Consider the following 23,634-nt stretch of genomic DNA (forward strand, 5'->3'; position numbering starts at 1 on the left):
CTCGACCAAATCCCGGCGGGTATCGGCTACTTCCACTCGCTCAGGTACTCGCGTTCGCCCTCGGTGAGCCGGCGCAGCCGCTGGGTCTGGATATCGAAGGCCGCCAGCTGGGTGGAAGCGGTCACCGCGGGCGGCGAATCCGGGGCCGCACCCGCGGCCCGCACCTCGTAGCCGACGGTGAAATCGACGGCGCGCAGCTGTTCGATCCACATGGCGACATCGAGCGGAGTGTCCTCGTGCCGCAACTGACCGCGGTAGCGCACGTGCAGGTCGGCCAGCACACACCCCTCCCGCAGCGCGACGGTCGGGCGCCCGTCGTCGAACAGCCACGGAATCCGCGCCTCCTCCAGCAAGGTCACCATGCGGGCGTGGTTGACGTGCTGGAACGCGTCCATATCCGACCAGCGAACCTCTACCTTGGCGTGGAAGCGCTTGGGTAGCAATAGTGTCGCGCCGGGCTGACGCCCGTTCCCGTTCACCGAACTCGTCAACGTGGTACCTCCGATTGGTTGCCCGCCGCACTCGCCCTGCCACGCTGCCCTGGGCGATCCGGCGAGATCGTTGGACTTCGAACATTCCGACTCCGCGGCCCCGGAAATTCCGGGCCGGAGAGCGATCTCGGCACCCAGTATGGCAATGTCCACCGCCGCCGCCGGACAGGGGCGGTGGGACGGCGCGCCTGCCCCGGTGTTCAGGGCCTGGGCCAAGTGGATTCGAGGAAGTGGTGAAAGCGGGCCGCGGGCGGCGCGAGCGGATGGTCGGTACGCCAGGTGAGACCGATGATGCGCCGGGCGGCGGGCGTCGTCAAGGGCAGACCGATGGTGCCCGACGCGCCGGCGAATTGTTCGGGTAGGACGGCGACGCCGAGACCGGCGGCCACCAGGCCCTCGATCGTGGCGAGGTCGGCGCTTTCGAAGGAGATCTTCGGCAGGAAGCCGGCCTCGGCGAACAGGCCGTCGAGCAGCGAACGGTAGCCGAAGCCGACCGGTGTCGTGACGAATTCGTCGTCCGACAGGTCGGCCAGGGCGACCCGTTTGCGTTCGCGCAGGCGATGCGCCGGAGGGACGACGAGCACCAGTCGTTCGCGCTGCAGTGGGAGCCAGCCGAAGCTGCCCGGTTCCTGCCAGGAGGTGACAGCCAGTTCGACGGCCCCGGACTGCAAGTCGTTGCGGATGTGGTGGTGTGGTTCCTGACTGAGCAGGACACGGACGCCGGGTGCGTGCTGGTGGAAGCCGCGCAGGAGTTGGGGAACCAGCGAGGTGGCCATGGAATCGAGAAAGGCCAGGCGAACGACGCCGCTGTCGGGGTTCAGGCGGGCGGCCAGCTGCACGGTCAGCTGGTCGTAGCGGCCGATCAGGTCTCGGGCGGCGGCGACTACCAGTTCACCGTCCGGGTTCAGGTGGACGCCGGTCGGCACCCGCTCGAACAGGCGGGTGCCGAGTTCGGCTTCGATACGGGCCAGCGCGCGGGACAGGGTGGGCTGACTGACGCCGAGGATCGCGGCGGTGTCGGTCATGTGCTGGTGGTCGGCGAGAGCCACCAGCCAATCCAGGTCGCGCAACAGCACACAGCGCATCATACGTTCGACGCATCGAGATCTTGCGATCCTGACATTGGACGTATGGGATCGGGCGGCTCAGGATCGTCGAGTGACCACAGTCGTCGAACCCGAGAATCAGCAGCTCGACATGGGATACCTGCCCGGCAGCCCGGGGTATCGCCGGGTGCTGGTGGCGCTGTTCGCCGCGGGGATGGCGACCTTCGTGCTGCTGTACGACACTCAGGCGCTGCTGCCGGAGTTCGTGACGGCGTTCGGCATCTCCCCCGGCGAGAGCACGCTCGTCATGTCGGTGACCACCGCCGCACTCGCCCTGGCGCTGCTGGTCTTCGGGCCGCTGTCCGAGGCGGTCGGGCGCACTCGGCTCATCCACTTCTCGCTGATCTCCTCGGCCGTACTCGCGCTGGCGTGCGCGTTCGCGCCGAACTGGCACGCGCTGTTGGCGCTGCGGCTGCTGGGCGGAATCGCACTGGCCGGGCTGCCCGCCGTGGCCACGGCATATCTGCGCGAGGAACTGCACCCGTCGACGCACGGTCGCGCGGCGGGCCTCTATATCGGCGGAACGGCGCTCGGTGGCATGGCGGGGCGACTCGTGACCGCACCGATCGCCGAGGCGGCGGGGTGGCGGTGGGCGCTGGTGGCCGCCGCCGGTGTCGCACTGACGTGCGCGGTGATCGTCGCGCTCATCCTGCCCGCCTCCCGGCATTTCGTGGCGCGTCCGGCCCGGCCCGAAAACATACTGGCGATGGCGCGCGGTGCGCTGTCGGATCGGGCACTGCTCGCGCTGTACGTGATCGGCGCCTGTTCGGTGGGCGCCTTGGTCGCGGCGTTCAACGCGCTCGGATTCCGGCTCACCAGTTCGCCTTTCCTGCTCGGAGTCGGTGTCGTGAGTCTGGTCTATCTGGTGTACCCGCTGGGCTCGATCGGCTCCATGGTGTCCGGTCGCCTCGCCGACCGCCTGGGCCGTCGCGCGATCATGCCGATCGGTAGTGCGCTGGCGCTCGTCGGCGTGGGCCTGACACTGTCGGATCGGCTGCCGATCGTGGTCGCGGGGGTCGCCGCGCTCACCGTCGGCTTTTTCATCACGCACGGATTGGCCAGCGGCTGGGTGGCGGCTCGCGCGCATGCCGGCGGGGCCAGTACGAGCCAAGCCGCCTCGTTCTACCTGTTCGCGTACTACGTCGGCGCGTCGGTGTTCGGCAGCCTCGGCGCGCACGCCTGGACCAGCGCGGACTGGCACGGCGTAGCGGCGCTGACGGCAGCGTTGATAGCCGTAGCGGGCATCCTCGCACTCGCACTGCGCCGCATACCCGTGCTGACCCCGGCACAATTCCCGGACCCGAGTTGAAACCGTTGCCGGACAACCGTATCCAGAGATCAATCGGAGTCATACACTGGCGGAGCGGTTTTCGCGCAGGGTTCGAGAAAGGCTCCCCATGCGGATTTTCGGGATGCTGTTGTTCGCCATTCTTATCGGGCCGCTCGTCGGCGCCTTGGCCAGGCTGATTCTGCCTGGGAAGCAAGATATTTCGTTCTTCAAGACCTGGGGGCTCGGCACGCTCGGCGCCTTCGTCGGCGGGATCGTGGCGTTGATCCTCGGTCTCGATTCCACCAGCGGCATCGACTGGGCGCAGTGGATCCTCCAGATCATTTGCGCCGCAGTGCTGATCGCCGCCGCCAGCCGCTCCAGCCTCGTGCGACGGTAGCGCCGCGGTAGGACTCGCCCCGGTGGGCGCCGGCATGTCGTGCCGGCGCCCATCGACGGTCAGTTCAGCGCGGGACCTCCGATTGGGCCCCGACTCCGCTGACCATGCTGCGGACCTGTCGCGCCGCCACCGAGAGCGTGGCGAGGTCGTGGGTGCCGGATTCGAACAGCTCGGCAAGCGCGGCGCGGGCGCGGCCCAACCGCGACTGGTTCTTGGATTCCCAGTAGGCGATCTTCTCGTCGGCGGTCTCCTCCGGGTCTCCGGCGGAGAGCACGTCCAGGGTCAGCGAACGCAGCGAACCGTACATATCGTCGCGGAGCGCCAGACGGGCGAGAGCATGCCAGCGGTCGCCGCGCTCGAGATGACTGACGGCCTGCAGCAGCCAGTCGATCTTCAGGTGCTCGTTGAGCGCGTAATACAGCGAACCGACCTCGTCGCCGCTGCGGTCGGTGATGTCGGCGATATCGAGGACATCGAGCAGCGGGAACAGGTTGAGCAGCCCGTAGACCTCGGTGGTGAGGTCGGCGGGCGCGCCGCGCTTGACGAGCTCAGCCGACTGGTCGTTGAGCATGGCGACGTGGTGTCCACGCAGCCAGCCCTGCACCTTCGGCGCGAGTTCGCGAACACCGCGGCTGTAGCGGTTGATCTCGGCGCCGACAGCGATGGGTTGCGGACGGTTGCTCAACAGCCAGCGTGAAGCCCGGTCGAGGGTCTTCTTGGTTTCCAGTTCGAGTTCGTCGCGAACGCCGATGGAGGTGTCGGCCTCGCGGATCCGCGCCCACATCGCGTGCAGGTCGAAGATCTCGCTCGCGGCGGCGAAAGCGCGCACGGAATCGGTCGCGCTGGCACCCGTTTCCTCGTTGAGCCGGTGCGCGTAGGTGATGCCGCCGTAGTCGACCACCTCGTTGACGATCATGGTGGTGAGAATTTCCCGGCGCAGCGGATGCTTCTTGATGGCGGCGCCGAAACGCACGCGCAGCGGCTCCGGGAAATAGTCGGGCAGCCGGGTGGCGAAGTACTGCATGTCCGGCAGATCCGAGTCGAGCAGGTCTGCTTTCAGCGAAAGCTTCACGTGCGCCATCAGATTCGCGAGCTCCGGGGAGGCGAGCCCGGAACCTTCCTCGAGGCGGCGCTTCATCTCCGCCTCGCTGGGCAGCGCCTCCAGTTCGCGATCCAAGCCGCGCCGCTCTTCCAGATCATCGATCAGCCGCATGTGCACGTTCAGCATGCGCGCCGCGTTGAAACGCGAGATGCCCATCAGGAAGTTCTGCGAGACGTTGTCCTGCAACACCATCCGGGCGACATCGTCGGTCATGGAGGCGAGCAGCGGGTTGCGCTCGGGTTCGGGCAACAGACCACCGCTGACGACGCTGTCCAGCAGCACCTTGATATTGACCTCGTGGTCGGAGCAATCCACACCGGCCGAGTTGTCCAGGGCATCGGTGTTCATCTTGCCGCCGCCCCGGCAGAACTCGATGCGGCCCAGGGCGGTGGCGCCGAGGTTGCCGCCTTCACCGATCACCTTGACGCGCAACTGGTTTCCATTGACGCGCACCGGATCATTGGACTTGTCACCGACGTCGGCGTTGGACTCGGTGCTCGCCTTGATATAGGTGCCGATACCGCCGTTCCAGAGCAACCCGACCGGAGCGAGCAGGATCGCGCGCACCAGATCCGGCGGCGACAACGAGACCACATCGTCACTGAGCCCCAAGGCCTTGCGTGCCTGCGGGCTGATCGGCACCGCCTTCACGGTGCGGTCCCACACCCCGCCGCCCGCGCTGATCAGCGAGGTGTCGTAATCGGCCCACGAGGAACGCGGCAACTCGAACATGCGCTGCCGTTCGGCATAGGAGGTGGCCGCGTCCGGGTTCGGATCGAGGAAGATGTGCCGATGGTCGAACGCGGCGACCAAGCGAATGTGCTCGGACAGCAGCATGCCGTTACCGAACACGTCACCGCTCATATCGCCGATGCCGACCACGGTGAAATCCTGGGTCTGCGTGTCGATGTCCATTTCGCGGAAGTGCCGCTTCACGCTCTCCCACGCGCCCTTGGCGGTAATGCCCATCGCCTTGTGGTCGTAGCCCGCGGAACCGCCGGAGGCGAAGGCGTCACCGAGCCAGAAGCCGTAGCGCTGCGCCACATCGTTCGCGATATCGGAGAAGGTCGCGGTGCCCTTGTCGGCGGCGACCACCAGATAGGTGTCGTCGCCGTCACGGCGGATCACCCGCGCGGGCGGGCGCACCTCGCCGGTGGCACGGTCGACGTTGTCGGTGATGTCGAGCAGACCGGAGATGAAAGTCCGATAGCAGGCCACGCCTTCCGCGCCCAGCGCCTGCCGATCCACGCCCGGATCGCCGGTGGCGGCGGGCGGCTGCTTCACCACGAAACCGCCCTTGGCGCCCACCGGCACGATGACCGCGTTCTTCACCGCCTGCGCCTTCACCAAGCCCAGGATCTCGGTGCGGAAATCCTCCAGCCGATCGGACCAGCGCAACCCGCCGCGCGCCACCGGACCGAACCGCAGGTGCACGCCCTCCACCCGCGGCGAATACACGAAGATCTCGAATTGCGGTTTGGGCTTGGGCAATTCGACGATCAGCTGCGGCTCGACCTTGATCGAGAGGAAATCGCGCGGGTTGCCTTCGATATCGGTGACGTAGTAGTTGGTGCGCAGGGTGGCCTTGATCAGACCCAGGATGGCGCGCAGGATGCGGTCGGCGTCGAGGCTGACCACGTCATCGATGCGGCCGCGCAATTGGGCCTCCAGCTTCTGCGCGTCGTCCTCGTCCACGGTGTCGGGATCGAACCGGGCCGCGAACAGGTCGACGAACAACCGCGCCACATCCGGGTAGGTGAGCAGGACGCGGCAGATATTGGCCTGGCTGTACGGGAAACCGGCCTGCTGCAGGTATTTCGCGTAGGTACGCAGAATCGACACCGCGCGCCACGGGAGCCGGGCCCGCAGCACCAGTTCGTTCAGGCCGTCGGCCTCCGCACTGCCGTACCAGACCGCTTCGAAAGCGTCGGTGAAACGCTCCCGCAGGCCGCGGACTTCGTCTTCCAGCGCGTCGGCGCGAGCGGAGGCCTCCAGCAGTTCGGCGTCCAGGTCGCGGTCCAGCGAACTGCGCAGCAGCTCCGGCCGAGCCAGCAGGCCGAAATCGTAGATCCAGCGTTCGCTGGTCAAGCCGCCGGGCAGGTCGAACACGATCCGATACGGGCGCTCGTCTACCACCTCGACGCCGAGACTCTGCAACACCGGCAGCACCTGGCTCAGCGAGACGCCGCTGCCGCCGATGTAGAGGCTGAACCGCCACGACCCGGGCTCGGAACCCTGCTTGCGGTACAGATGCTGATCGATCCGGCCCTCGGCGAGACGTTCCAGCCGGACGATGTCGCCGAGCGCGTGCCGGGGGCCGAAATCCTGCTTGTAACCCTCGGGGAAGGCGGCGGCATAGCGTTGCACCACACCGGGATCCAGCACCGTAGAGTTGCTGACCTCGTCGTTGAGATGGTCGTCCCAGGTGTGACTGGCCTCGGCGAGCAGCCGTTGGAGGCGCAGCCGGTTCGGTTCGGACGTGTCGGCCAGGGTCCGGGCCGCACGGGGCGCGCTGGAATCCGCGTCCGGCATCCGGACCGTGAAATACACACTGGCGAGTTCGCTTTCACTCACCCGCGCGGAATAGTCGATGGAGACGCCGCCGAGCTCGCGGACCAGGATGTCCTGCATTTCCAAGCGCACCCGGGTGGTGTAGCGGTCGCGCGGCAGATAGACCAGGCAGGCCACGAAGCGGCCGTAGCTGTCCTCCCGCATGAACAGCCGCACCTGCCGGCGCAGGCCGACGTTCAGCACCGCCACCGCGGTTTTGCGCATGGTGTCGATATCGGCGGAGAACAGCTCGGTGCGCGGGAACGACTGGATGACCTCGAGCATGGCCTGCCCGGAGAACGAATCCAGGTCGAAGCCGCTGTCCTCGATCACCGCGCGCACGCGGCGTTCGATCACCGGGATGTCGAGCACGTTCTCGTGCACCGCGGTGACGGTGAAGACGCCGATGAACAGGTGCTCGCCGATGATGTTGCCGTGCTCGTCCCAGTCCGCGACGCCGACGAAATACGGGTAGACCGAACGGTGCACGGTGGCCGGCACCAGGCCCTGGGTGAGCATGAGCAGGGGGCGGTCGCCGCCATTGATCGGAACGCGGAAGTCGGTGCCGACGTCCGGGCGCAGCACGCCCAGGCAGGTGCCGGGCATCGGGTTGGAGGTGGTCAGGCCGTCCTCGGTGGTGTCGAGGCGGTACTGGGCGAAACCGAGCACGGTGAAATTGCCGCTGGCCAGCCAGCGCAACAGATTCGCGGTGTCGATCAGATCGGCGGCGGAGAACGGCGCGCCGCCGGCCTTGGCGGCCTGTTCGAGATCGTCGGCGAGCTTGCTCTGCACCGCCTGGATGGCATCGGTGTCGCCGATCACCTGTCGCACGTCGGCGATGACATCCGGCATCGCCTGCTCGATCCGGTCCAGCAGTTCACGGCTGGTGGAGGGGTGCAGTTGCAGGTGCATCCAGGATTCGCGCAGTACCCCGCCATTGCGGTCGACCTCGTGCGGGACGGCCTTACTCAGACGGCCGTCCTCGTCGCGCTCGACCTCGAAGATCGGGTGGATGACCTCACTGACGCTGACGCCCATCCGGCTCAGCGAGGAGGTGATGGACTCCACCAGCAGTGACATGTCGTCGGTCACCAGTTGCACCGCCGCGCCGAGCCCGGACGCGTCGTCCGGGTGATACACCCGGACAAGTGCACGGCCCTTCGGCCGGGTCATCGCCAATTCCAGGTGCCGCCGGAAGATTTGGGTGATCCCGGTGATCGCACAGTCCACATCGCCCGCGTCGACGTGGCGGAAGTACGCCTCCTCGAGTGTCCCGAGCGCATCCCGCAGCGAACCGGGCAAACTCGCGGACCAGGCCGCGGTCTCCGCTCGATCCAGATGCCGCCCGCCATTGGACAATTCGGACGAGACCGTCATAATTTTTCGCCAACTCCTCGGATTCGGTTCCGCAACAAAGTGACGCCGGTCCGAGAGTAGCTGTGCGATACGCGCGCGGGGGTGAATTCCCTTCTAAACACAGGGTGTTCACCACTGCCGTAGTGGTAGCCGCCGAATTGCCAAGGTCAAAAACGCTGGCACAGCACCGATCGGACCGACACCCTCACGTAGACGCGATCGCAGTGAGTACTACCCATTGCCTGGACTGCGCCTGCGCATGCACGGACACAACACTAGCGAGAGTTGCGCACCTGTCCAGGTGAACCAAATTTCCTTCGACTGACCTGGGCTCCGGCGCGTTGCTGCCGCAAGTCCTTCGGCAAGATGGCGCTTTTGTGACACCTTCGGCGGAATCGGGCTTTCGACAGCGTGTTCGGGCGCACTACGCCGAACGGCGGGGCGATGCGCCGCTGCGCTCGCCCCGCCGTGCTACGTGAACCGGGATTCCGGCCGCGTTCAGTCGCGAGTCAGCTTGCGGTGCGTAACCCGGTGCGGGCGAGCGGCTTCCAGGCCCAGGCGCTCGATCTTGTTGGCCTCGTACGCCTCGAAGTTGCCCTCGAACCAGAACCACTTGGCGTCATTGTCCGAATCGCCCTCCCAGGCGAGGATGTGGGTGCAGGTGCGGTCCAGGAACCAGCGATCGTGCGAGATGACCACGGCACAACCGGGGAACTGCTCGAGCGCGTTCTCCAGCGAACCCAGCGTTTCCACGTCGAGGTCGTTGGTCGGCTCGTCGAGCAGGATCAAATTGCCGCCCTGCTTGAGGGTCAGCGCCAGGTTCAGGCGGTTGCGTTCACCACCGGAGAGCACCCCGGCCGGCTTCTGCTGATCCGGGCCCTTGAAGCCGAACGCGCTGACGTAGGCACGCGAGGGCATCTCCTGATTGCCGACCTCGATGAAGTCCAGTCCTTCGGAGACGACCTGCCAGACGTTCTTCTTCGGGTCGATGCCCGCGCGGTTCTGATCGACGTAGCTCAGCTTGACCGTCTCGCCGACCTTCACCTCGCCGCTGTCCGGCGCTTCCAGTCCGACGATGGTCTTGAACAGCGTGGTCTTACCGACACCGTTCGGGCCGATGACGCCGACAATGCCGTTGCGCGGCAAGGTGAACGACAGATCCTTGATCAGCTGACGATCGCCGAAGCCCTTGTCCAGGTTCTTCACCTCGACCACGACGCTGCCCAGGCGCGGACCGGCCGGAATCTGGATCTCCTCGAAATCCAACTTCCTGTGCTTGTCGGCCTCGGCCGCCATTTCCTCGTAGCGGCCCAGGCGCGCCTTGTTCTTGGCCTGACGCGCCTTGGCGCCGGAACGGACCCAGGCGAGTTCGTCCTTGAGGCGCTTCTGCAGCTTCTGGTCTTTCTTGCCCTGCACCTCCAGACGCTGGGCCTTCTTCTCCAGGTAGGTGGAGTAGTTGCCCTCGTACGGGTAGGCGCGGCCGCGGTCCAGTTCCAGGATCCATTCCGCGACGTTGTCGAGGAAGTACCGGTCGTGGGTGACGGCCAGCACGGCGCCCGGGTAGGCGGCCAGATGCTGCTCGAGCCAGAGCACACTCTCGGCGTCGAGGTGGTTGGTCGGCTCGTCGAGCAACAGCAGGTCGGGCTTGCTCAGCAGCAGCTTGCACAGGGCGACTCGGCGACGCTCACCACCGGAGAGGTTGGTGACCGGCGCGTCCGGCGGCGGGCAGCGCAGCGCGTCCATGGCCTGCTCGAGCTGGGAGTCGACATCCCAGGCATCGGCATGGTCCAGGTACTCCTGGAGCTTGCCCATCTCCTCCATCAGTTCGTCGGAGTAGTCGGTGGCCATCAGCTCGGCGATCTCGTTGAAGCGGTCCAGCTTCACCTTCACCTCGCCGAGGCCCTCCTCGACGTTGCCCCGAACGGTCTTCTCCTCGTTCAGGTGCGGTTCCTGCATCAGGATGCCGACCGTGGCGCCCGGCGCGAGGAAGGCTTCACCGTTGTTCGGCTGGTCCACTCCGGCCATGATCTTGAGCACGCTGGATTTACCGGCGCCATTCGGGCCGACGACGCCGATCTTGGCGCCGGGAAGGAAGTTCAAGAAGACATCATCGAGCACGACTTTGTCGCCGTGCGCCTTACGAACTTTCTTCATCGTGTAGATGTACTCAGCCATATACAAAAGCCTATCGGTCTAGGGGTCGGTGGAGCGAAGCCGAGGGGATGCGCCGCGGGGTGGGTAGCACAGCGTGCCGCGGATCAGGCGTCGACCGGCTGGATATCGGCGCGGTCGGAGGAGGAGTCGCTCTGCACGGTCGTCGCATCCCCCTGGTTCTCGCCGACACGTACGCGTTCTTCAGCGCTCGATCCCAGACAAGTATTCCGCATCAGGCTCGCGGGCCCGGAGCCGGACCCGTACTCGGAGTTGCGCGTGACGCGGGCGGTGCAGCGCGACAGATCCGGCCCGACGGCATAGGCCCGCAGTTCCAGCTCGCGGCGGTCGGTACCGTCCTTGGCCCGGTAATCGACGGTGCGCCACTGCCCGTGCACGAGCACCGGATCGCCCCGGTGCAGCGAGGTGTCGACGCCGAGGGCGAGCCGCCGCCAGCAAGTGACGGTGATGAACAGGGTGCCGCTGTCCACCCACTCCCCCGCGGCGTCGCGCCGGCGCGACGTACTGCCCAGCCGGAAAGTCACCACCAGCTCCCCATTGGGCAGCTCCCGCCGCACCGGAGTGGTGACGATGTTGCCGACGATGGTTCCGGTGGTCTCGAACATGATTACGCCCCTTCGGATTCGGCCCTGGGCAGGCGCCCCGGTTGCTTGCTCCCCCAGTGCGAGGGCTCCTCCAGCGTGCGCGCCGTGGGGCCGGGATGGGACGCCGCAATCACATTTGGGGACAACTTTTCCGACTGTGGAGATCCGCCCCTTCACACCTGATGATCAGAGCTTTCAGCGCAGGCTTTCGCTGGTGGTGTCGGAGGGCCGGACTACGGTGCGCGCTCGCTCAGCCGATGTCGAGATCGGTATTGGCGCCGCAGAGCACGACCACCGGCCGCTCGCCCCGAGCCGGCACGTACGCGCCGCTCTGGATCGCCGCGAACGCCGTGGCCCCGGAAAATTCGACGACGATGCGGAACTCGCGCCACAGATAGTCGCGGGCGGTGACGATGGCGTCGTCGGTGACCAGCAACGATCGCACCGCATAGCGGCGCGCCACGTCGAGCGCGATATCGCCGATCCGGATGGCGCCCGGCACTTCCGCCCCGAGCCCGGCCGCCCGCACCTCCACCGGCCGACTCGCGCCCAGCGCCGCGTGCAGCGTCGGCACGCCCTCGGGCTCGATGCCGATCACCGGCTGCCGACGCCCCAGCGCGGCCCCGAGCCCGGCGATCAGGCCGCCGCCGCCGACTCCGGCCAGCACCGGTGGCCGGCCTCGCACCTGCTCCGCGAGTTCCAGCCCGATCACCCCCGCTCCGGCGACCACCGCGGGCAGGTCATAGGCGTGCAACTGCATGGCTCCGCGTTCCACGGCCAGTTCCTGGGCATAGCGATGCGCCTCGGTATAGGTCGTGCCGTGCCAGAGCACTTCGGCCCCGTAGGACCACATGGCGGCAACCTTGGTGTGCGGCGCCGACTCCGGCACCACCACCGTGCACCCCTTGCCGAGCTGGGCGGCGGCCAGCGCGGCCGCGATACCGGCGTTGCCGCCGGAGGCGATGACCACCTGATCGGCCGACCTGCCGCATTCCAGCAGCGCGTTCAAGCTGCCGCGCACCTTGAAAGTGCCACCGTGCTGGAGGTATTCGAGTTTCAGCGTGACCGGAACCGGACCGTTCGGCCCCAACACCGAGGTATGGAATACCGGCGTCTTGCGCACCCGGCCGGCCAGTCGCTTCCGCGCCGCCCGCACGTCCGACCGATACACCCGCCCCGCGACCCTGTCCTCACCCAGGCAATCCTCGAACAACCCGCGGTCGGTCACACCCGCTCGCTCACTCGCGGCCTCCGCGATCGCGCTTGGCCAACTCGGCGAACATCGCGTTGTGCGCGGCCAGTTCGGCGTTGTTGTCCCGGTCGGCGGCTCGGTCGGTACGTTTCGCCAGCCGCGCGTCGCTGCGCGACCACTGGATCAACAGCGCCAGCATCACCACGACCAGCGGCACCTCACCGCTGGCCCACGCGAAGCTGCCGCCGGTGCGCTGGTCGGCGAGCAAGTCCGCGTTCCAGCCGAGGCCGAGGCTGCGGAAGAACCAGCCGCCCAGCACCGTCGTCATGCTCATCAGCGCGATACCGAAGAAGGCGTGGAACGGCAGCGAACCGAACACCATGCCCAGCTTGGTCAACGGCTGTACCTCGCGGGGTTTCGGATCGATGCCGATCACCACCCAGTAGAAGAGATAGCCGCTGAGCAGGAAATGCAGGTTCATCAGCAGGTGCGCGGCGTGCGAGTCGACCACGGTGTCGTAGATGCCGCCCAGGTACAGCGCGTAGAAGCCGCCGACGAAGATGACGGACGCCACGATCGGGTGGGTCAGGAAGCGCGAGACCGGGTTGTGCACCGCTGCCAGGATCCATTCGCGTGGCCCCGGAGCGCCGTTCTTTCCGGCCGCGGGTAATGCCCGCAGCGCCAGGGTGACCGCGCCGCCGAGCGCGAAAAGGATGGGGGCGAGCATGGACAGCGCCATGTGCTGGCCCATGTGCACGCTGAACATCGCGGGCGAGTAGCGGCCGATGCCCGAGGACGTGGCGAGGAGCAGAACGGCACAGCCGGACAGCCAGGCGATGGTCCGCCCGACCGGCCAGGCGTCACCGCGCAAGCGTAAGCGGCGCACCCCGACCAAATACACCACCGCCGCCACGATGGCCAGCGTGCCGAAGATCAGGTCGAAGCGCCAGTCGAACAGCAACCTGCCCAGGGTCGGCGGCCCGGCCAGGTTGTAGCCGATCTCCACTTCCGCTGGGGTCGGCACTGTTTTCAGCGCGGGCGGGGGCGTGCGGCCGAGCCCGACGGCGAGACCGATGGTGGCCGCGAAGATCAGCGCTTCGACACCGCCGAAGCGGATCAGCGCGGCACGGTCACGCGGGTCCGCGGCCAGCGCGGGCAGGGCCGCGCGACGCTGCAGGTAACCGAACACGCCGAGCACGATCAGCGCGACGGCCTTCGCCACGATCAACTGTCCATAGGTGGTGCTGAACAGATCGGACCAGGAGACGCGGACCACGGAGTTGATGACACCGCTGGCCGCGATGACGACGAACGCGACCGTCGCGGTGAGCGAGAACCGCCGCGCCGCCAGCGCCGTGTGCTCGCCGCCGCGCATCGCGTAGGCCAGGACCGCGAACAGCCCGCCGACCCACACCGCACTCGAGATCAGATGCAGGATCAGGCTGTTCGTCGCCAGATCGTGCGCGCCGCCGGAGGACGAATGCCCGGTCAGCGCCAACGGCATCATCGTTACGATCGCGCCACCGAACAGCACCGGCGCCCAACCCCACCGCAGCGCGAGCCGGCAGCCGATCGCGACGATCAGCGCGAGCACCACCGTGGTCCGCCACGCCTGGGCCAGATCCACCAGCTCGATCGCGCGCCACAGCTGTTCCGGCCGCCAGATCTCCCCGACGCGCTGGCCCGTGGTGTCCGACACCGTCAGCGGAACCAGCAGTGCCGCGCAGCAAGCCCACATCAGCGCGAAATTCGAGGCCCGCCGCAACGCCCGATAGCCGGCGACGTCGAGCAGACCATCGGCTTGCGGCGGCACCAGAAACGCCGCGAACATCAGCGAGCCCACGGTCAGCGCCGCGAGCAGATCGGTCAGCGCCCGAATCGCGGGCAGTCCGTAGGTGGTCAGCGAGCCGGGGTCCGGAATGCCGAGCAAACTCAGCGCCTGCGCCGCCGACAGGCCGACCACCAGTGCCGCCACGACGGCCGCGACAGCGATCGAGATGGCGGTGACCACGGCGAACGTTCCCGTTGAACCGGTCCCCGCGGCGTCCGATACCTCTGCTTCGGCGTGCGGGTCCAGCGGTGACGACATACGACTGAGCGTAGTTGGATACTTAATACGTAGCCCGGCCGGGTTTGGGCCGATAACCTGTTCCTGGATCGGCACCAGCCCGACACGGCAAGATGTTTCCGTCGCTAACTAGTAGCGATCTGGACGGTCGCTATACTTGCCGTGCTGGACAGCAAGGGCCAATGTCGGCCAAGGTGGAACCCCACTGCCTCCGTAGCTCAGTTGGATAGAGCAAGGGCCTTCTAATCCCTAGGTCGCAGGTTCGATTCCTGCCGGGGGCGCTGGTCAGGGGCCGTTCTCATACGGCCCCTGACACCCGACCATCGATATCTCACGACAAGCGGCCATCACATCGGCCGCACCTTGGTGTATCCGTCCGCAGCCGAAGTAAACCTCCCGGGCCATGGAAACATGTCGGAGCCCTCGCCGGTCGGCACCGACACGCGCGGACGAAGCGGCGTAATCGAGCTACGTGGCGAGCGCCTTGCGGAAACTGTGGCTCGACACCTCCTGTACGCCGAACCGTTCGCACACCGTCACCACGTACGTGCGCTAGGGATTTGCAGGTCGGCCGGTCGAATGCCTCGATCGCGGCCTTAGTGGTCGAACGGTCTTGCAAGATCAATTCCCACGGACCGCTTGGTGTGGTGACTAGATTTCCCATTCGTCGCGGGTGATCTCATACCGGACCTCTCCATACTCGGAGCCTTCTATCGCGGGCAGATCAGGAAAGTACGTTTTGACGTGGGTCATCCCGAGTTTGCCATGACGTTGCGCGAAGCGCGGTTGACGAACATTGTTTCGGCCCAGATCATGCGCAGGCCGAGTTCGGTGAATGCTTTGTGTAGCAGGGCTTTCGAGCCCTCGGTCGCGTAGCCCTTGCCCCACGCCGGTCGGCGGAAGCGGTAGCCGAGTTCGGCCTCGTCCGTGGGGTCGTCGGCTTCGGGGCGCAGGATGAACCAGCCGAGGAATTCGCCGCTGGTCTTCGCGTGCGTCGCGAAGGTTCCGAAGTGGCCATTCCATTTGTCGTATTGGTGGAGCAGGCGGGGTAGGACCTCGTGCTGAATTCGGTGCGGAGGTGTGGGGATTCCGCCGGAGAGGTAGCGCATGACCTCGGGGTCGCTGTCCAGTTCGATGAGCAAGTCGGCGTCGTTCTCGGTGAAGTGACGCAGTAGCAGACGGTCGGTTTCGAGGTAGGTGGCCACACGGGATGGTCACATGGAGCGGATCATGCCAGCCAGTGATTTATGCCGACGTGCAGCGGAGGTGGCGCTGATTGCGGCTGCGGCAGGATGATACGAGTATGAGACCCATGGTCGGTGCTGCGCTGAGGCGGTGCGACGAGTGCGGCGGCTATGAGTACGGCGGGGCGCCGGACTGCGATCGATGCCGGGTGCTGGTCGATGAGATCGTCGAGCAGCAGTGGCGACGATTCCTTGCCGACTGGCCGGGTGAGAGCGAAAGCGATGTCGCCGGACTCGTCGTCGCGGAACCCGACCGGCACGACTGGCGGGTCGTCGACGCCGCGTTGGATCGGATCGTCTGCGATGAGTGCGGCGGCCGGCTCGGTCGCGGTCCGATGACCTGCTCGGCCTGCAACCTGGCGCACGGATTCCGTTACGCCGCTGTGGAAACCGATCGGCCGGGCGTTCCGCCGGGCAATGAGCACGCCATCCGCGTCAACGTCTCGGTGGTGCGCAGACCGCACATGACGTCTCCGCAAGAGTTGCTCGCTCGGCGGCTGCTGCTGCCGGCCCTGCTGATCGGGCTCTTGCCCACCACCGCAGAGGCACAACGCATCAGCAAGATCATCAAGTCCGATCCCGCGCCCGGCCGAGTTGCCGCAATGGTCGATGACTGGTTGCGTGCGAGCGGCATGACTGTCCCCGGGCGATAGCCGAGAACCGGTGCGGATCAAGTGATCAGTCGCCTGTCCCGTGCCCGAGCGGGAGGCCCTGCACAGGAATAGCGGCGACTGTCAGTGCGAGTCCGCGCAGCACGGATGGCAGGTGATGGGTCGGGGCCGCGCCTTGCGGGCAGTCGAGCAGGACTCCGCCGGGGCCGTACAGCTCGCATTCGAACCAGCTGCGCAAGCGTCGATCACGGCGTGCGGGGTAGTGCAGGTCCCGGTCCAGACGGGCGGCGAGTTCGGTCAGGGACGCCGCGACCTGGGCCGGGTTCCCGGCGTTGCCGACCTGCCACCACGGCTGGTTGTAGCGGCCTGGAGCCGAGATCGCCACGGTGTAGGTCAGGTGTATGTCGGTCCTGGAGTTGCCCACCCCGCCACTGTGCCAGACCGGATCGGCCGCTTGGGTGAGGCGGTACCGGCAATGTCGGGCTCGGATGCCATGGCTCGGTGTCAGTCGGTTCTCTGCTGCGCGGGCGTGCCATCGCCGCCCCGCCATGCCCGCAACGCCTCCGCCCTCAGCACGTCACCGTGACCGACACAGACCACGTCGACATCCAAGTCGGTGAGCCGGTGCGCCGCCGCGTCGACGGCGGCGCTGTCGAGGTTGAACACACCGGGCATGGTGGTGCCGTGCACGTTGGCGAGCGTGTCACCGGTGAACAACACGCGGTGCTGCGGCAGATGCAGTGCCAAGCTGCCCGCGGTGTGGCCGGGAACCGCCAAAACCCGTGCGCCACCCGCGAAGTCGAGCATCTCGCCGTCGTGCAGTTCACGGTGTACAGGGGCGGGTCGCGGGGCTGGGGTCGGTGGCAGAGCGTCGGCGATGGGGCGTTCCCAGTCGCGCAGCACGGGAGCCGGTTGCGGACGTTCACCACGCACGATGTCGGCATCGGCCTGGTGAGCCCAGATTTCGGCGCCCCACTCGGCGAGGTCGGCCGCCGATCCGAGGTGATCGTCGTGCGCGTGGGTGAGGATGACGCGCCGCACCCCGTCGGGCGTGAAACCCAATGAGCGAAGCCCTTTTTCGATCGCCGCGGCCGCGCCGGGCAGGCCGCTGTCGATCAGCGTCACCTGCGCTCCGTCGTTCCACACGTAGACGTTGAGGTCATTCACTTCGGCAAACCGAAGGGCATGTAGCTGCGGCAGCACAGACACGATCTCCACATGGGTGAACGTACTGGAGGCTTGGTGGTCTTCCTACCGGATCTGCTTTGAGCAGAACACTGCACTGAGCCCGATACACGGCGGTCACGCCTGGAGCAACCCGGCAACCAGTCCGGCGAGGACAATCAGTGGCGCCCCGGCGATCTTCCAGGACCAACGGCGCTCTCTGCCAACCACATACAGCGTCTTGATCGCCCACGTCAGCAGCGAGACACCGAGTACGGGCACGCCGATCAGCAGCCATACGAGCTGGTCGGGGTTGGTGAGGTGCCCGCCCCACGGAGCCCGGTCCAGGCGGACGCACAGCAGGATCAGGACACCAGCGAGTGCTCCGATCGAAACCGCGAGACCCGGCGCGGTCGCGGTGTGCTGACTCGGTGAATCGTCGATCGGAACCTCCTGCGTCACTGGCATGACCCGACACCGGTCTCGGGTGGACGTCGTGCGCCGCGGCCGGTCTTACCGCACCAGCCTACGAAAGCCTAGGTCTGGTTGCCGAAGGCCGCGTCGAAGGCAGCGGCGGGCGGTGTGATGGCGTTGTAGGTGCGGATGAAGGAGAGCGCTTCGGGGGCGCCGGCCAGGCGGTCCATGCCGGCGTCCTCCCATTCGATCGAGATGGGTCCGTCGTAGCCGATGGCGTTGAGGGCGCGGAAGCAGTCTTCCCAGGGAACGTCACCGCGCCCGGTGGAGACGAAGTCCCAGCCGCGGCGGAAGTCGGCCCAGGGCAGGTGCGAGGAGAGGCGGCCACGGCGGCCGTCGGTGCAGCGGAGCTTGGTGTCCTTGCAGTCGACGTGATAGATCCGGTCGGCGAAATCGAGGATGAAGGCGACGGGGTCGAGGTCCTGCCAGATGAAATGGGAAGGGTCCCAGTTCAAGCCGAAGGCGGGGCGGTGGTCGACGGCGGCCAGCGCGCGCACCGTGGTCCAGTAGTCGTAGGCGATTTCGCTGGGGTGCACTTCGTGGGCGAAGCGGACACCCTCGGTGTCGAAGACATCGAGGATCGGGTTCCAGCGATCGGCGAAGTCCTGGTAACCGCGGTCGATGGTCTCGGGTGACACCGGGGGAAACATGGCGACGGTATGCCAGATGCTCGAGCCGGTGAAACCGACAACTGTGCGGACACCCAATGCTGCTGCGGCCCTCGCGGTATCGGCCATTTCGGCGGCGGCCCGACGGCGCACACCCTCGGGTTCGCCGTCGCCCCAGACGCGCGCGGGGACGATCGCACGGTGGCGCTCGTCGATCGGATGGTCGCAGATCGCCTGGCCGACCAGGTGGTTGGAGATGGCGAAGACCTGGAGGCCGTGCCGTTCGAGTGTCTTGCGTTTGTCCGTGACGTAATTCGGATCCGCCACTGCCTTGTCGACCTCGAAATGATCTCCGGAACAGGCGATTTCGAGTCCGTCGTAGCCCCAGTCGGCGGCCAGGGCGCACACTTGCTCGAAGGGCAGGTCGGCCCATTGGCCGGTGAAAAGTGTGATCGGTCTCATGGTTGTACTCCTCCGATGGCGGTCCAGCGGCCCGCGTCGGCCGCGCTCGCCTCGACTGCCGCGAGGACCCGCTGCACGGCGAGCCCCTCGGCGAAGGTGGGTTCGGGATCTTTGCCGGCCGCGATCGCGATGACCAGGTCGGCGACCTGATTGGTGAAGGTGTGGTCATAGCCGAGGCCGTGCCCGGGCGGCCACCAGGCGCCGGCGTAGGGGTGCTGCGGTTCGGTCACCAGGATGCGCCGGAAGCCAGCGGTCTCGGGTCGCTCGGTGTGATCGTGGAACCACAGCTCGTTCATCGCCTCCAGATCGAAGGCGAGCGAACCGTGCGTTCCGTTGAGCTCCAACCGGAGTGCGTTCTTGCGGCCCGCGGCGACCCGGCTCGCCTCGAACGAAGCCAGACCGCCGCCGGAGAGCCGGCCGTGGAACAGGGCGGCGTCGTCGACCGTGACGGGTCCGCTGCCCGGCCGGTCCGGGAGCGGGCGTTCGGTGACGAAGGTGTCCAGCACGGCCGAGACCCCGGTGAGCGTTTCCCCGGTGACGAACTGGGTGGCGTCGATGATGTGCGCGCCGATGTCGCCGAGCGCACCGGAGCCGGCCCGCTGCCGGTCCAGCCGCCAGCTCAGCGGCGTGTGCGGATCGGCGAGCCAATCTTGCAGATACTGGGCCCGCACATGCCGGATCGTGCCGATCCGTCCCTGCGCCACCAGGTTTCGCGCCAATGCCAGCGCGGGTACGCGCCGATAGCTGAATCCGACCATGGAACGCACGCCCTTGCGGGCCGCGCGTTCGGCGGCCGCGGCCATCGCCTCCGCCTCAGCCACGGTATTGGCCAGCGGTTTCTCGCACAGCACGTGTTTCCCGGCTTCCAGTGCGGCGATGGCGATTTCGGCGTGACTGTCACCGGGCGTGCAGATATCGACGAGATCGACATCGTCGCGCGCGAGCAGGAGCCGCCAATCTCCCACCGCGCTCCCCCAACCGAGCCGGGCGGCCGCCACACCCGCCCGGTCGGCGTCACGGCCCGCCAGTACCGAAAGCACCGGTTGCCAAGGCAATTCGAAGATCGCGTCCACACTGCGCCAGGCGTGTGAGTGGGCGCGGCCCATGAAGGCATGGCCGACCAGGCCGATACCGATCCGCGGGCGCTGCGGCTGTGTCGATGTCATCGGGCTCCTCAGTAGCCGTTGGCTAGGTACTGATCCACGTTGTCCTTGGTCACCACCGCGGAGAAGGTCGTAATCTTCGCGGGCACATCGTGTTCGGCGAGATCGCCGAGCGCTTTACGCTGCCCCAGCAGCCGCGCCAGGGTGACGGCGGAGGACGCCATCGCCGGGCTGTAGAGCACGGTCGCCTGCAGCGGCGAGTTCCCGCCCTTGATCTCGTTCATGGCCTGAGTCGAACCGCCGCCGCCGACCATGACGAATTCCCCGGCCCGATTGGCCTGCCGGATGGCCGCCAGCACGCCGATGCCCTGATCGTCGTCGTGATTCCACATGGCGTCGATCTTCTGCACCGCCTGCAACATCTGGCTCGCCACCTGCTGGCCGCCGGCGGCCGTGAAATCGGTGGATTGCCTTGCCTGGATGCGGAATCCGGCCGCGGTGAGCGCGTCCTTGAAACCCTGGCTGCGTTCCTGGGTCAGTTGCAGACTGTCGATGCCGGCGATTTCCACGATCACCGGATTGGCGATGTTCTTCTCGCGCATCTTGCCGATGATGAAATTGCCCGCGTTGACGCCCATGCCGTAGTTGTCGCCGCCGATCCAGGTGCGGTATGCCAGCGCCGAGGCGAACACCCGATCCAGGTTGATGACCGGAATACCCGCCGACATCGCGTTTTTCGCGACCGCGGTGAGGGCGTTGCCGTCGAACGGGAGGATGACCAGGACGTCGACCTTCTGATTGATCAGCGTCTGCACCTGCTCGATCTGGCGGGCGACATCGTTGGTGCCCTCGGTGAGATCGAGTTTCACGTCGCTCAGTCCGCCGGCCTGGGCGCGGGCATTGCGGGTGATGGCCGCGGTCCACCCGTGATCGGCCGCGGGCGCGGAGAACCCGATACGCACCTCCTTCCCGGTTTCCGCGTTCGCGCCGGTGGTGCGCGCGACCTGGGTATTGGAGGTGCTCTCGTTGGAGGTACAGGCCACCGCGAGGAGGCCCGCGCCGGCGGCCAGACCGCCCAGCAGGACGCCGCGACGGGAGGGGGAATGGCTGGTGCTCATGGTATTCCTTTGGGTATCAACAGTTCTCAAGTGAGAGTTGGGACGGCCCGTGCGCGGCCGAAGCGCTGGAACAGCAGGACCGCGATGATGATTGCGCCCTTGCCGATCGCCTGGATGGGTTGCGCCAGGTTGTTGAGGATGAACAGATCCTCGATGACGGTGAAGACCAGCACGCCGAGGATCGACCCGGTGATGGTGCCGAATCCGCCGCTGAGCAGGGTGCCGCCGATGACCACCGCGGCGATCGCGTCCAATTCGTAGAGTTGCCCGTTGGTGCTGGACCCGGTGGTCGTCTGCGCGGTGAGCATGATCGCCGCGATTCCGCAGCACAGTCCGGAGATCACATACAGCAGCAGCGTGTGCCGCCGCACGTCGATACCGGCCAGCCGGGCGGCCTCCGGGTTGCCGCCGACCGCGAAGCTGCGCCGCCCGAAAGTGGTGCGCTCCAACAGAATCCAGCCGATCGCCACCACGACGAGGAACAGATAGACCAGCAGCGGGATGCCCAGCACCCGCTCCTGCGCCAAGGCCAGCAGATCGGTGGTGACCAACTGCGATTGCCGCCCCGAGATCTCCTCGGCCAGCCCGCGCGCGGCCACCATCAACGCCAGCGTCACGATGAACGGCACGAGCTTGCCGTAAGCGATCAGCGCCCCGTTCAGCAAGCCGCAGGCGGCGCCGACGGCCAAGGCGCAGAACACCATTCCCACCACGCCGTAGGACTGCGTCGCGGTGGTCGTGCACCAGACCGAGGCCAGCGCGATGATCGCACCGACCGACAGATCGATGCCGCCGCCGATGATCACGAAGGTCATTCCGACGGTGACCACTCCGATCACCGAGGCCAGGGTCAGGATGGTGATCAGGTTGCTGGTGCTGAGGAAATCCTCGCCCTTGGTCAGCGCACCGACCGCCACCAACGCCACCAGCGCGATCACCAAGGTGGCGTGTTTGCGCACCTCGCGGCGGCCCTTCCGGGTAGCGGGCCGACTCGGTCGATCCCCCGGTGGGGCAACTACTTTCGCCTGAAGCTCGCTCATAGCGCGCTCCCTTCCATGATCATGGCGATAACATCGTGTTCGGTGAGCTCGGCGGCGGGAGCCGTGTGGATGACCTCGCCGTCGCGCAGCACCAGCACGCGATCCGACAGCGCGAGCAGTTCGGGCAGATCGCTGGAAACCAGCAGCACCGCGACGCCCAGCTCGGCCAGCCGGTGGATTTGCGCGTACACCTCGGCACGGGCGCCGACATCGACGCCGCGGGTCGGTTCGTCCAGCAGCAGCACCCGGGCGTCGTCGAGCAGCCAGCGGGCCAGGATCGCCTTCTGCTGGTTGCCGCCGGAGAGTTCCCGCACCGGGTGCGTCGGGTCGGCCGGGCGAATCCCGACCCGGGCGCTCGCGGCGCGGGTGTCGGCCCGTTCGCGATGCCGATCGAACCAGCCCAGGCGGGAATAGCGTGGCAGCGCGGCCGCGGAGATGTTGCGGCCCACCGATTGCAGCAGGAACAGACCCTGCGATTTGCGTTCCTCGGGGGCCAGACCGAGCCCTGCGGACACCGCGGACCGGGTGCTGCCGGGGCGCAGCCGACGGCCGTCGACCAGCACCTGACCCGCCGAAGGGCGGCGCGCACCGTAGATCGACTCCAGGATTTCCGAGCGACCCGCGCCGACGAGTCCGGCCAATCCGACGATCTCCCCCGCGTGCACGGTGAACGACACATCGTGGAACCGGCCGGTGAGACCGAGTCCCGTCACTCGCAGCACCGCCGCGGTGGTGGCGCGCGACGAGCGCGCCGCGGCTTCCTGGAGATCACCGTTGCCGGTCATCAGCGACACCACATGCTGGGTGCTCGTCGTGCTCGCGGGCAGTCCGGTGGCGACGGTGCGGCCGTCCTTGAGCACGGTGATCCGGTCGCCGATCGTCCGGATCTCTTCGAGCCGGTGCGAGATATAAACCACCGCAACGCCTTCCGCGCGCAACTGGCCGATGATCCGGAACAGGTTGTCCACCTCGTCGTTACCGAGTGCCGCGGAGGGCTCGTCCATGACGATCAGACGCGCGTCGTAGGACAATGCCCGCGCGATGCTGACCACCTGCTTGGCCGCGGCGGGCAAGGTTCCGACCACCGTCTCCGGCCGCAATTCGGCATGGCCGAGGCGGCCGAGCAATTCGGTGGTCGCGTGGGCGGCGGGCGCTCGGCGGGTGAAACCGGCCCGCGCGTGCTCATGGCCGAGGAAGATGTTCTCGGCGATGTTCAATCCGTCGCACAGATCCAGCTCCTGATAGATCGTGGCGATGCCCATCCGCGTGGCGGCCGCCGGACCGGACAGCCGCATCGGCGCACCGCGCCAGCGTATTTCGCCTTCGTCCGGCTGATGCGCACCGGAGAGCACTTTGATCAGCGTCGACTTGCCCGCACCGTTCTGTCCGAGCAGGCAATGCACCTCTCCCTCCCGCACGTCGAGATCGACGTGATCGAGAGCACGCACCCCCGGGAATTCCTTGACGATGCCCCGCATGGTGAGCACGGTGTCCATGGTCGGCCTCCTCGCCGTCGCCGCCG

At 67.1% G+C, this 23,634-nt stretch carries 19 protein-coding genes and 1 tRNA gene; 4 read left to right on the plus strand and 16 right to left on the minus strand.

The genetic code is table 11. The features are described from left to right. Positions 1-26: 26 nt before the first annotated feature. Positions 27-479 (minus strand): acyl-CoA thioesterase, encoded by a 453-nt coding sequence (locus BJ987_RS35290; protein WP_372446962.1) that lies wholly within the window; start codon positions 477-479, stop codon positions 27-29. Between the two features lie 212 nt (positions 480-691). Beyond that, on the minus strand, positions 692-1,567 hold the full coding sequence (locus BJ987_RS35295; protein WP_209897359.1) for a LysR family transcriptional regulator: 876 nt from the start codon (positions 1,565-1,567) through the stop codon (positions 692-694). Between the two features lie 82 nt (positions 1,568-1,649). Between BJ987_RS35295 and BJ987_RS35300 the strand changes: the two genes are divergently transcribed. Both BJ987_RS35300 and BJ987_RS35305 read left to right on the plus strand, forming a co-directional pair. After that, positions 1,650-2,906 (plus strand): MFS transporter, encoded by a 1,257-nt coding sequence (locus BJ987_RS35300; protein ID WP_209897360.1) that lies wholly within the window; start codon positions 1,650-1,652, stop codon positions 2,904-2,906. A gap of 88 nt (positions 2,907-2,994) precedes the next feature. Further along, positions 2,995-3,264, plus strand: a complete 270-nt coding sequence (locus tag BJ987_RS35305; RefSeq protein ID WP_245366274.1) for a GlsB/YeaQ/YmgE family stress response membrane protein — start codon at positions 2,995-2,997, stop codon at positions 3,262-3,264. 64 nt (positions 3,265-3,328) lie between these two features. On the opposite strand, the gene BJ987_RS35310 is transcribed toward BJ987_RS35305, so the two are convergent. From BJ987_RS35310 to BJ987_RS35330, 5 genes are all read right to left on the minus strand, one after another. Next, the gene (locus tag BJ987_RS35310) at positions 3,329-8,293 is read right to left on the minus strand and encodes an NAD-glutamate dehydrogenase (protein ID WP_209897361.1); all 4,965 of its coding nucleotides are present in this window, start codon (positions 8,291-8,293) and stop codon (positions 3,329-3,331) included. A 477-nt stretch (positions 8,294-8,770) separates the two neighbouring features. After that, complete coding sequence (gene ettA / locus BJ987_RS35315; protein ID WP_209897362.1) at positions 8,771-10,447, minus strand: energy-dependent translational throttle protein EttA; 1,677 nt, start codon at positions 10,445-10,447, stop codon at positions 8,771-8,773. An 83-nt stretch (positions 10,448-10,530) separates the two neighbouring features. Next, entirely contained in the window at positions 10,531-11,049 is a 519-nt protein-coding gene (gene ssb / locus BJ987_RS35320) for a single-stranded DNA-binding protein (RefSeq protein ID WP_209897363.1), read from the minus strand. Between the two features lie 229 nt (positions 11,050-11,278). Next, a complete protein-coding gene (locus BJ987_RS35325) occupies positions 11,279-12,256 on the minus strand; it encodes a serine/threonine dehydratase (protein ID WP_307869853.1) in 978 nt (325 codons plus the stop codon). 10 nt (positions 12,257-12,266) lie between these two features. Further along, positions 12,267-14,309, minus strand: coding sequence for a bifunctional copper resistance protein CopD/cytochrome c oxidase assembly protein (locus BJ987_RS35330; protein ID WP_209897364.1), 2,043 nt, complete (start codon positions 14,307-14,309; stop codon positions 12,267-12,269). A gap of 186 nt (positions 14,310-14,495) precedes the next feature. Here BJ987_RS35330 and BJ987_RS35335 point away from each other — a divergent pair. Further along, positions 14,496-14,569, plus strand: a tRNA-Arg gene (locus tag BJ987_RS35335). 468 nt (positions 14,570-15,037) lie between these two features. On the opposite strand, the gene BJ987_RS35340 is transcribed toward BJ987_RS35335, so the two are convergent. Continuing rightward, on the minus strand, positions 15,038-15,493 hold the full coding sequence (locus BJ987_RS35340; RefSeq protein WP_209897365.1) for a GNAT family N-acetyltransferase: 456 nt from the start codon (positions 15,491-15,493) through the stop codon (positions 15,038-15,040). A 98-nt stretch (positions 15,494-15,591) separates the two neighbouring features. On the opposite strand from BJ987_RS35340, the gene BJ987_RS35345 reads away from it, so the two are divergent. Next, positions 15,592-16,185: a hypothetical protein gene (locus BJ987_RS35345; RefSeq protein ID WP_209897366.1), complete on the plus strand. Its 594-nt coding sequence runs from the start codon at positions 15,592-15,594 to the stop codon at positions 16,183-16,185. A gap of 25 nt (positions 16,186-16,210) precedes the next feature. Here the strand turns inward: BJ987_RS35345 and BJ987_RS35350 are convergent, their stop codons facing one another. The 8 genes from BJ987_RS35350 to BJ987_RS35385 form a co-directional block, all read right to left on the minus strand. Further along, on the minus strand, positions 16,211-16,567 hold the full coding sequence (locus BJ987_RS35350; RefSeq protein ID WP_209897367.1) for a hypothetical protein: 357 nt from the start codon (positions 16,565-16,567) through the stop codon (positions 16,211-16,213). An 80-nt stretch (positions 16,568-16,647) separates the two neighbouring features. Beyond that, positions 16,648-17,361, minus strand: coding sequence for an MBL fold metallo-hydrolase (locus BJ987_RS35355; protein WP_209897368.1), 714 nt, complete (start codon positions 17,359-17,361; stop codon positions 16,648-16,650). Between the two features lie 84 nt (positions 17,362-17,445). Further along, positions 17,446-17,775: a hypothetical protein gene (locus tag BJ987_RS35360; protein ID WP_209897369.1), complete on the minus strand. Its 330-nt coding sequence runs from the start codon at positions 17,773-17,775 to the stop codon at positions 17,446-17,448. A 68-nt stretch (positions 17,776-17,843) separates the two neighbouring features. After that, a complete protein-coding gene (locus tag BJ987_RS35365; RefSeq protein WP_209897370.1) occupies positions 17,844-18,851 on the minus strand; it encodes a sugar phosphate isomerase/epimerase family protein in 1,008 nt (335 codons plus the stop codon). After that, complete coding sequence (locus BJ987_RS35370) at positions 18,848-20,017, minus strand: Gfo/Idh/MocA family protein (RefSeq protein WP_209897371.1); 1,170 nt, start codon at positions 20,015-20,017, stop codon at positions 18,848-18,850. Before BJ987_RS35370 ends, BJ987_RS35365 begins: the two co-directional genes overlap by 4 nt. Before the next feature lie 8 nt (positions 20,018-20,025). Continuing rightward, the gene (locus BJ987_RS35375; RefSeq protein WP_209897372.1) at positions 20,026-21,072 is read right to left on the minus strand and encodes a substrate-binding domain-containing protein; all 1,047 of its coding nucleotides are present in this window, start codon (positions 21,070-21,072) and stop codon (positions 20,026-20,028) included. Between the two features lie 26 nt (positions 21,073-21,098). Continuing rightward, positions 21,099-22,112 (minus strand): ABC transporter permease, encoded by a 1,014-nt coding sequence (locus tag BJ987_RS35380; protein WP_245366275.1) that lies wholly within the window; start codon positions 22,110-22,112, stop codon positions 21,099-21,101. Then, positions 22,109-23,608, minus strand: coding sequence for a sugar ABC transporter ATP-binding protein (locus BJ987_RS35385; RefSeq protein ID WP_209897373.1), 1,500 nt, complete (start codon positions 23,606-23,608; stop codon positions 22,109-22,111). Before BJ987_RS35385 ends, BJ987_RS35380 begins: the two co-directional genes overlap by 4 nt. Positions 23,609-23,634 lie beyond the last annotated feature (26 nt).

Source organism: Nocardia goodfellowii, from assembly GCF_017875645.1.
GTDB classification, from domain to species: domain Bacteria; phylum Actinomycetota; class Actinomycetes; order Mycobacteriales; family Mycobacteriaceae; genus Nocardia; species Nocardia goodfellowii.

Excerpts from the sequence above, each read along its gene's own strand:
- ssb (WP_209897363.1), bottom strand. The coding sequence starts at position 11,049 with ATGTTCGAGACCACCGGAACCATCGTCGGCAACATCGTCACCACTCCG.
- BJ987_RS35370 (WP_209897371.1), bottom strand. The coding sequence starts at position 20,017 with ATGACATCGACACAGCCGCAGCGCCCGCGGATCGGTATCGGCCTGGTC.
- BJ987_RS35385 (WP_209897373.1), bottom strand. The coding sequence starts at position 23,608 with ATGGACACCGTGCTCACCATGCGGGGCATCGTCAAGGAATTCCCGGGG.
- BJ987_RS35375 (WP_209897372.1), bottom strand. The coding sequence starts at position 21,072 with ATGAGCACCAGCCATTCCCCCTCCCGTCGCGGCGTCCTGCTGGGCGGT.
- BJ987_RS35360 (WP_209897369.1), bottom strand. The coding sequence starts at position 17,775 with ATGCCAGTGACGCAGGAGGTTCCGATCGACGATTCACCGAGTCAGCAC.
- ettA (WP_209897362.1), bottom strand. The coding sequence starts at position 10,447 with ATGGCTGAGTACATCTACACGATGAAGAAAGTTCGTAAGGCGCACGGC.
- BJ987_RS35345 (WP_209897366.1), top strand. The coding sequence starts at position 15,592 with ATGAGACCCATGGTCGGTGCTGCGCTGAGGCGGTGCGACGAGTGCGGC.
- BJ987_RS35365 (WP_209897370.1), bottom strand. The coding sequence starts at position 18,851 with ATGAGACCGATCACACTTTTCACCGGCCAATGGGCCGACCTGCCCTTC.
- BJ987_RS35380 (WP_245366275.1), bottom strand. The coding sequence starts at position 22,112 with ATGAGCGAGCTTCAGGCGAAAGTAGTTGCCCCACCGGGGGATCGACCG.
- BJ987_RS35310 (WP_209897361.1), bottom strand. The coding sequence starts at position 8,293 with ATGACGGTCTCGTCCGAATTGTCCAATGGCGGGCGGCATCTGGATCGA.
- BJ987_RS35330 (WP_209897364.1), bottom strand. The coding sequence starts at position 14,309 with ATGTCGTCACCGCTGGACCCGCACGCCGAAGCAGAGGTATCGGACGCC.
- BJ987_RS35305 (WP_245366274.1), top strand. The coding sequence starts at position 2,995 with ATGCGGATTTTCGGGATGCTGTTGTTCGCCATTCTTATCGGGCCGCTC.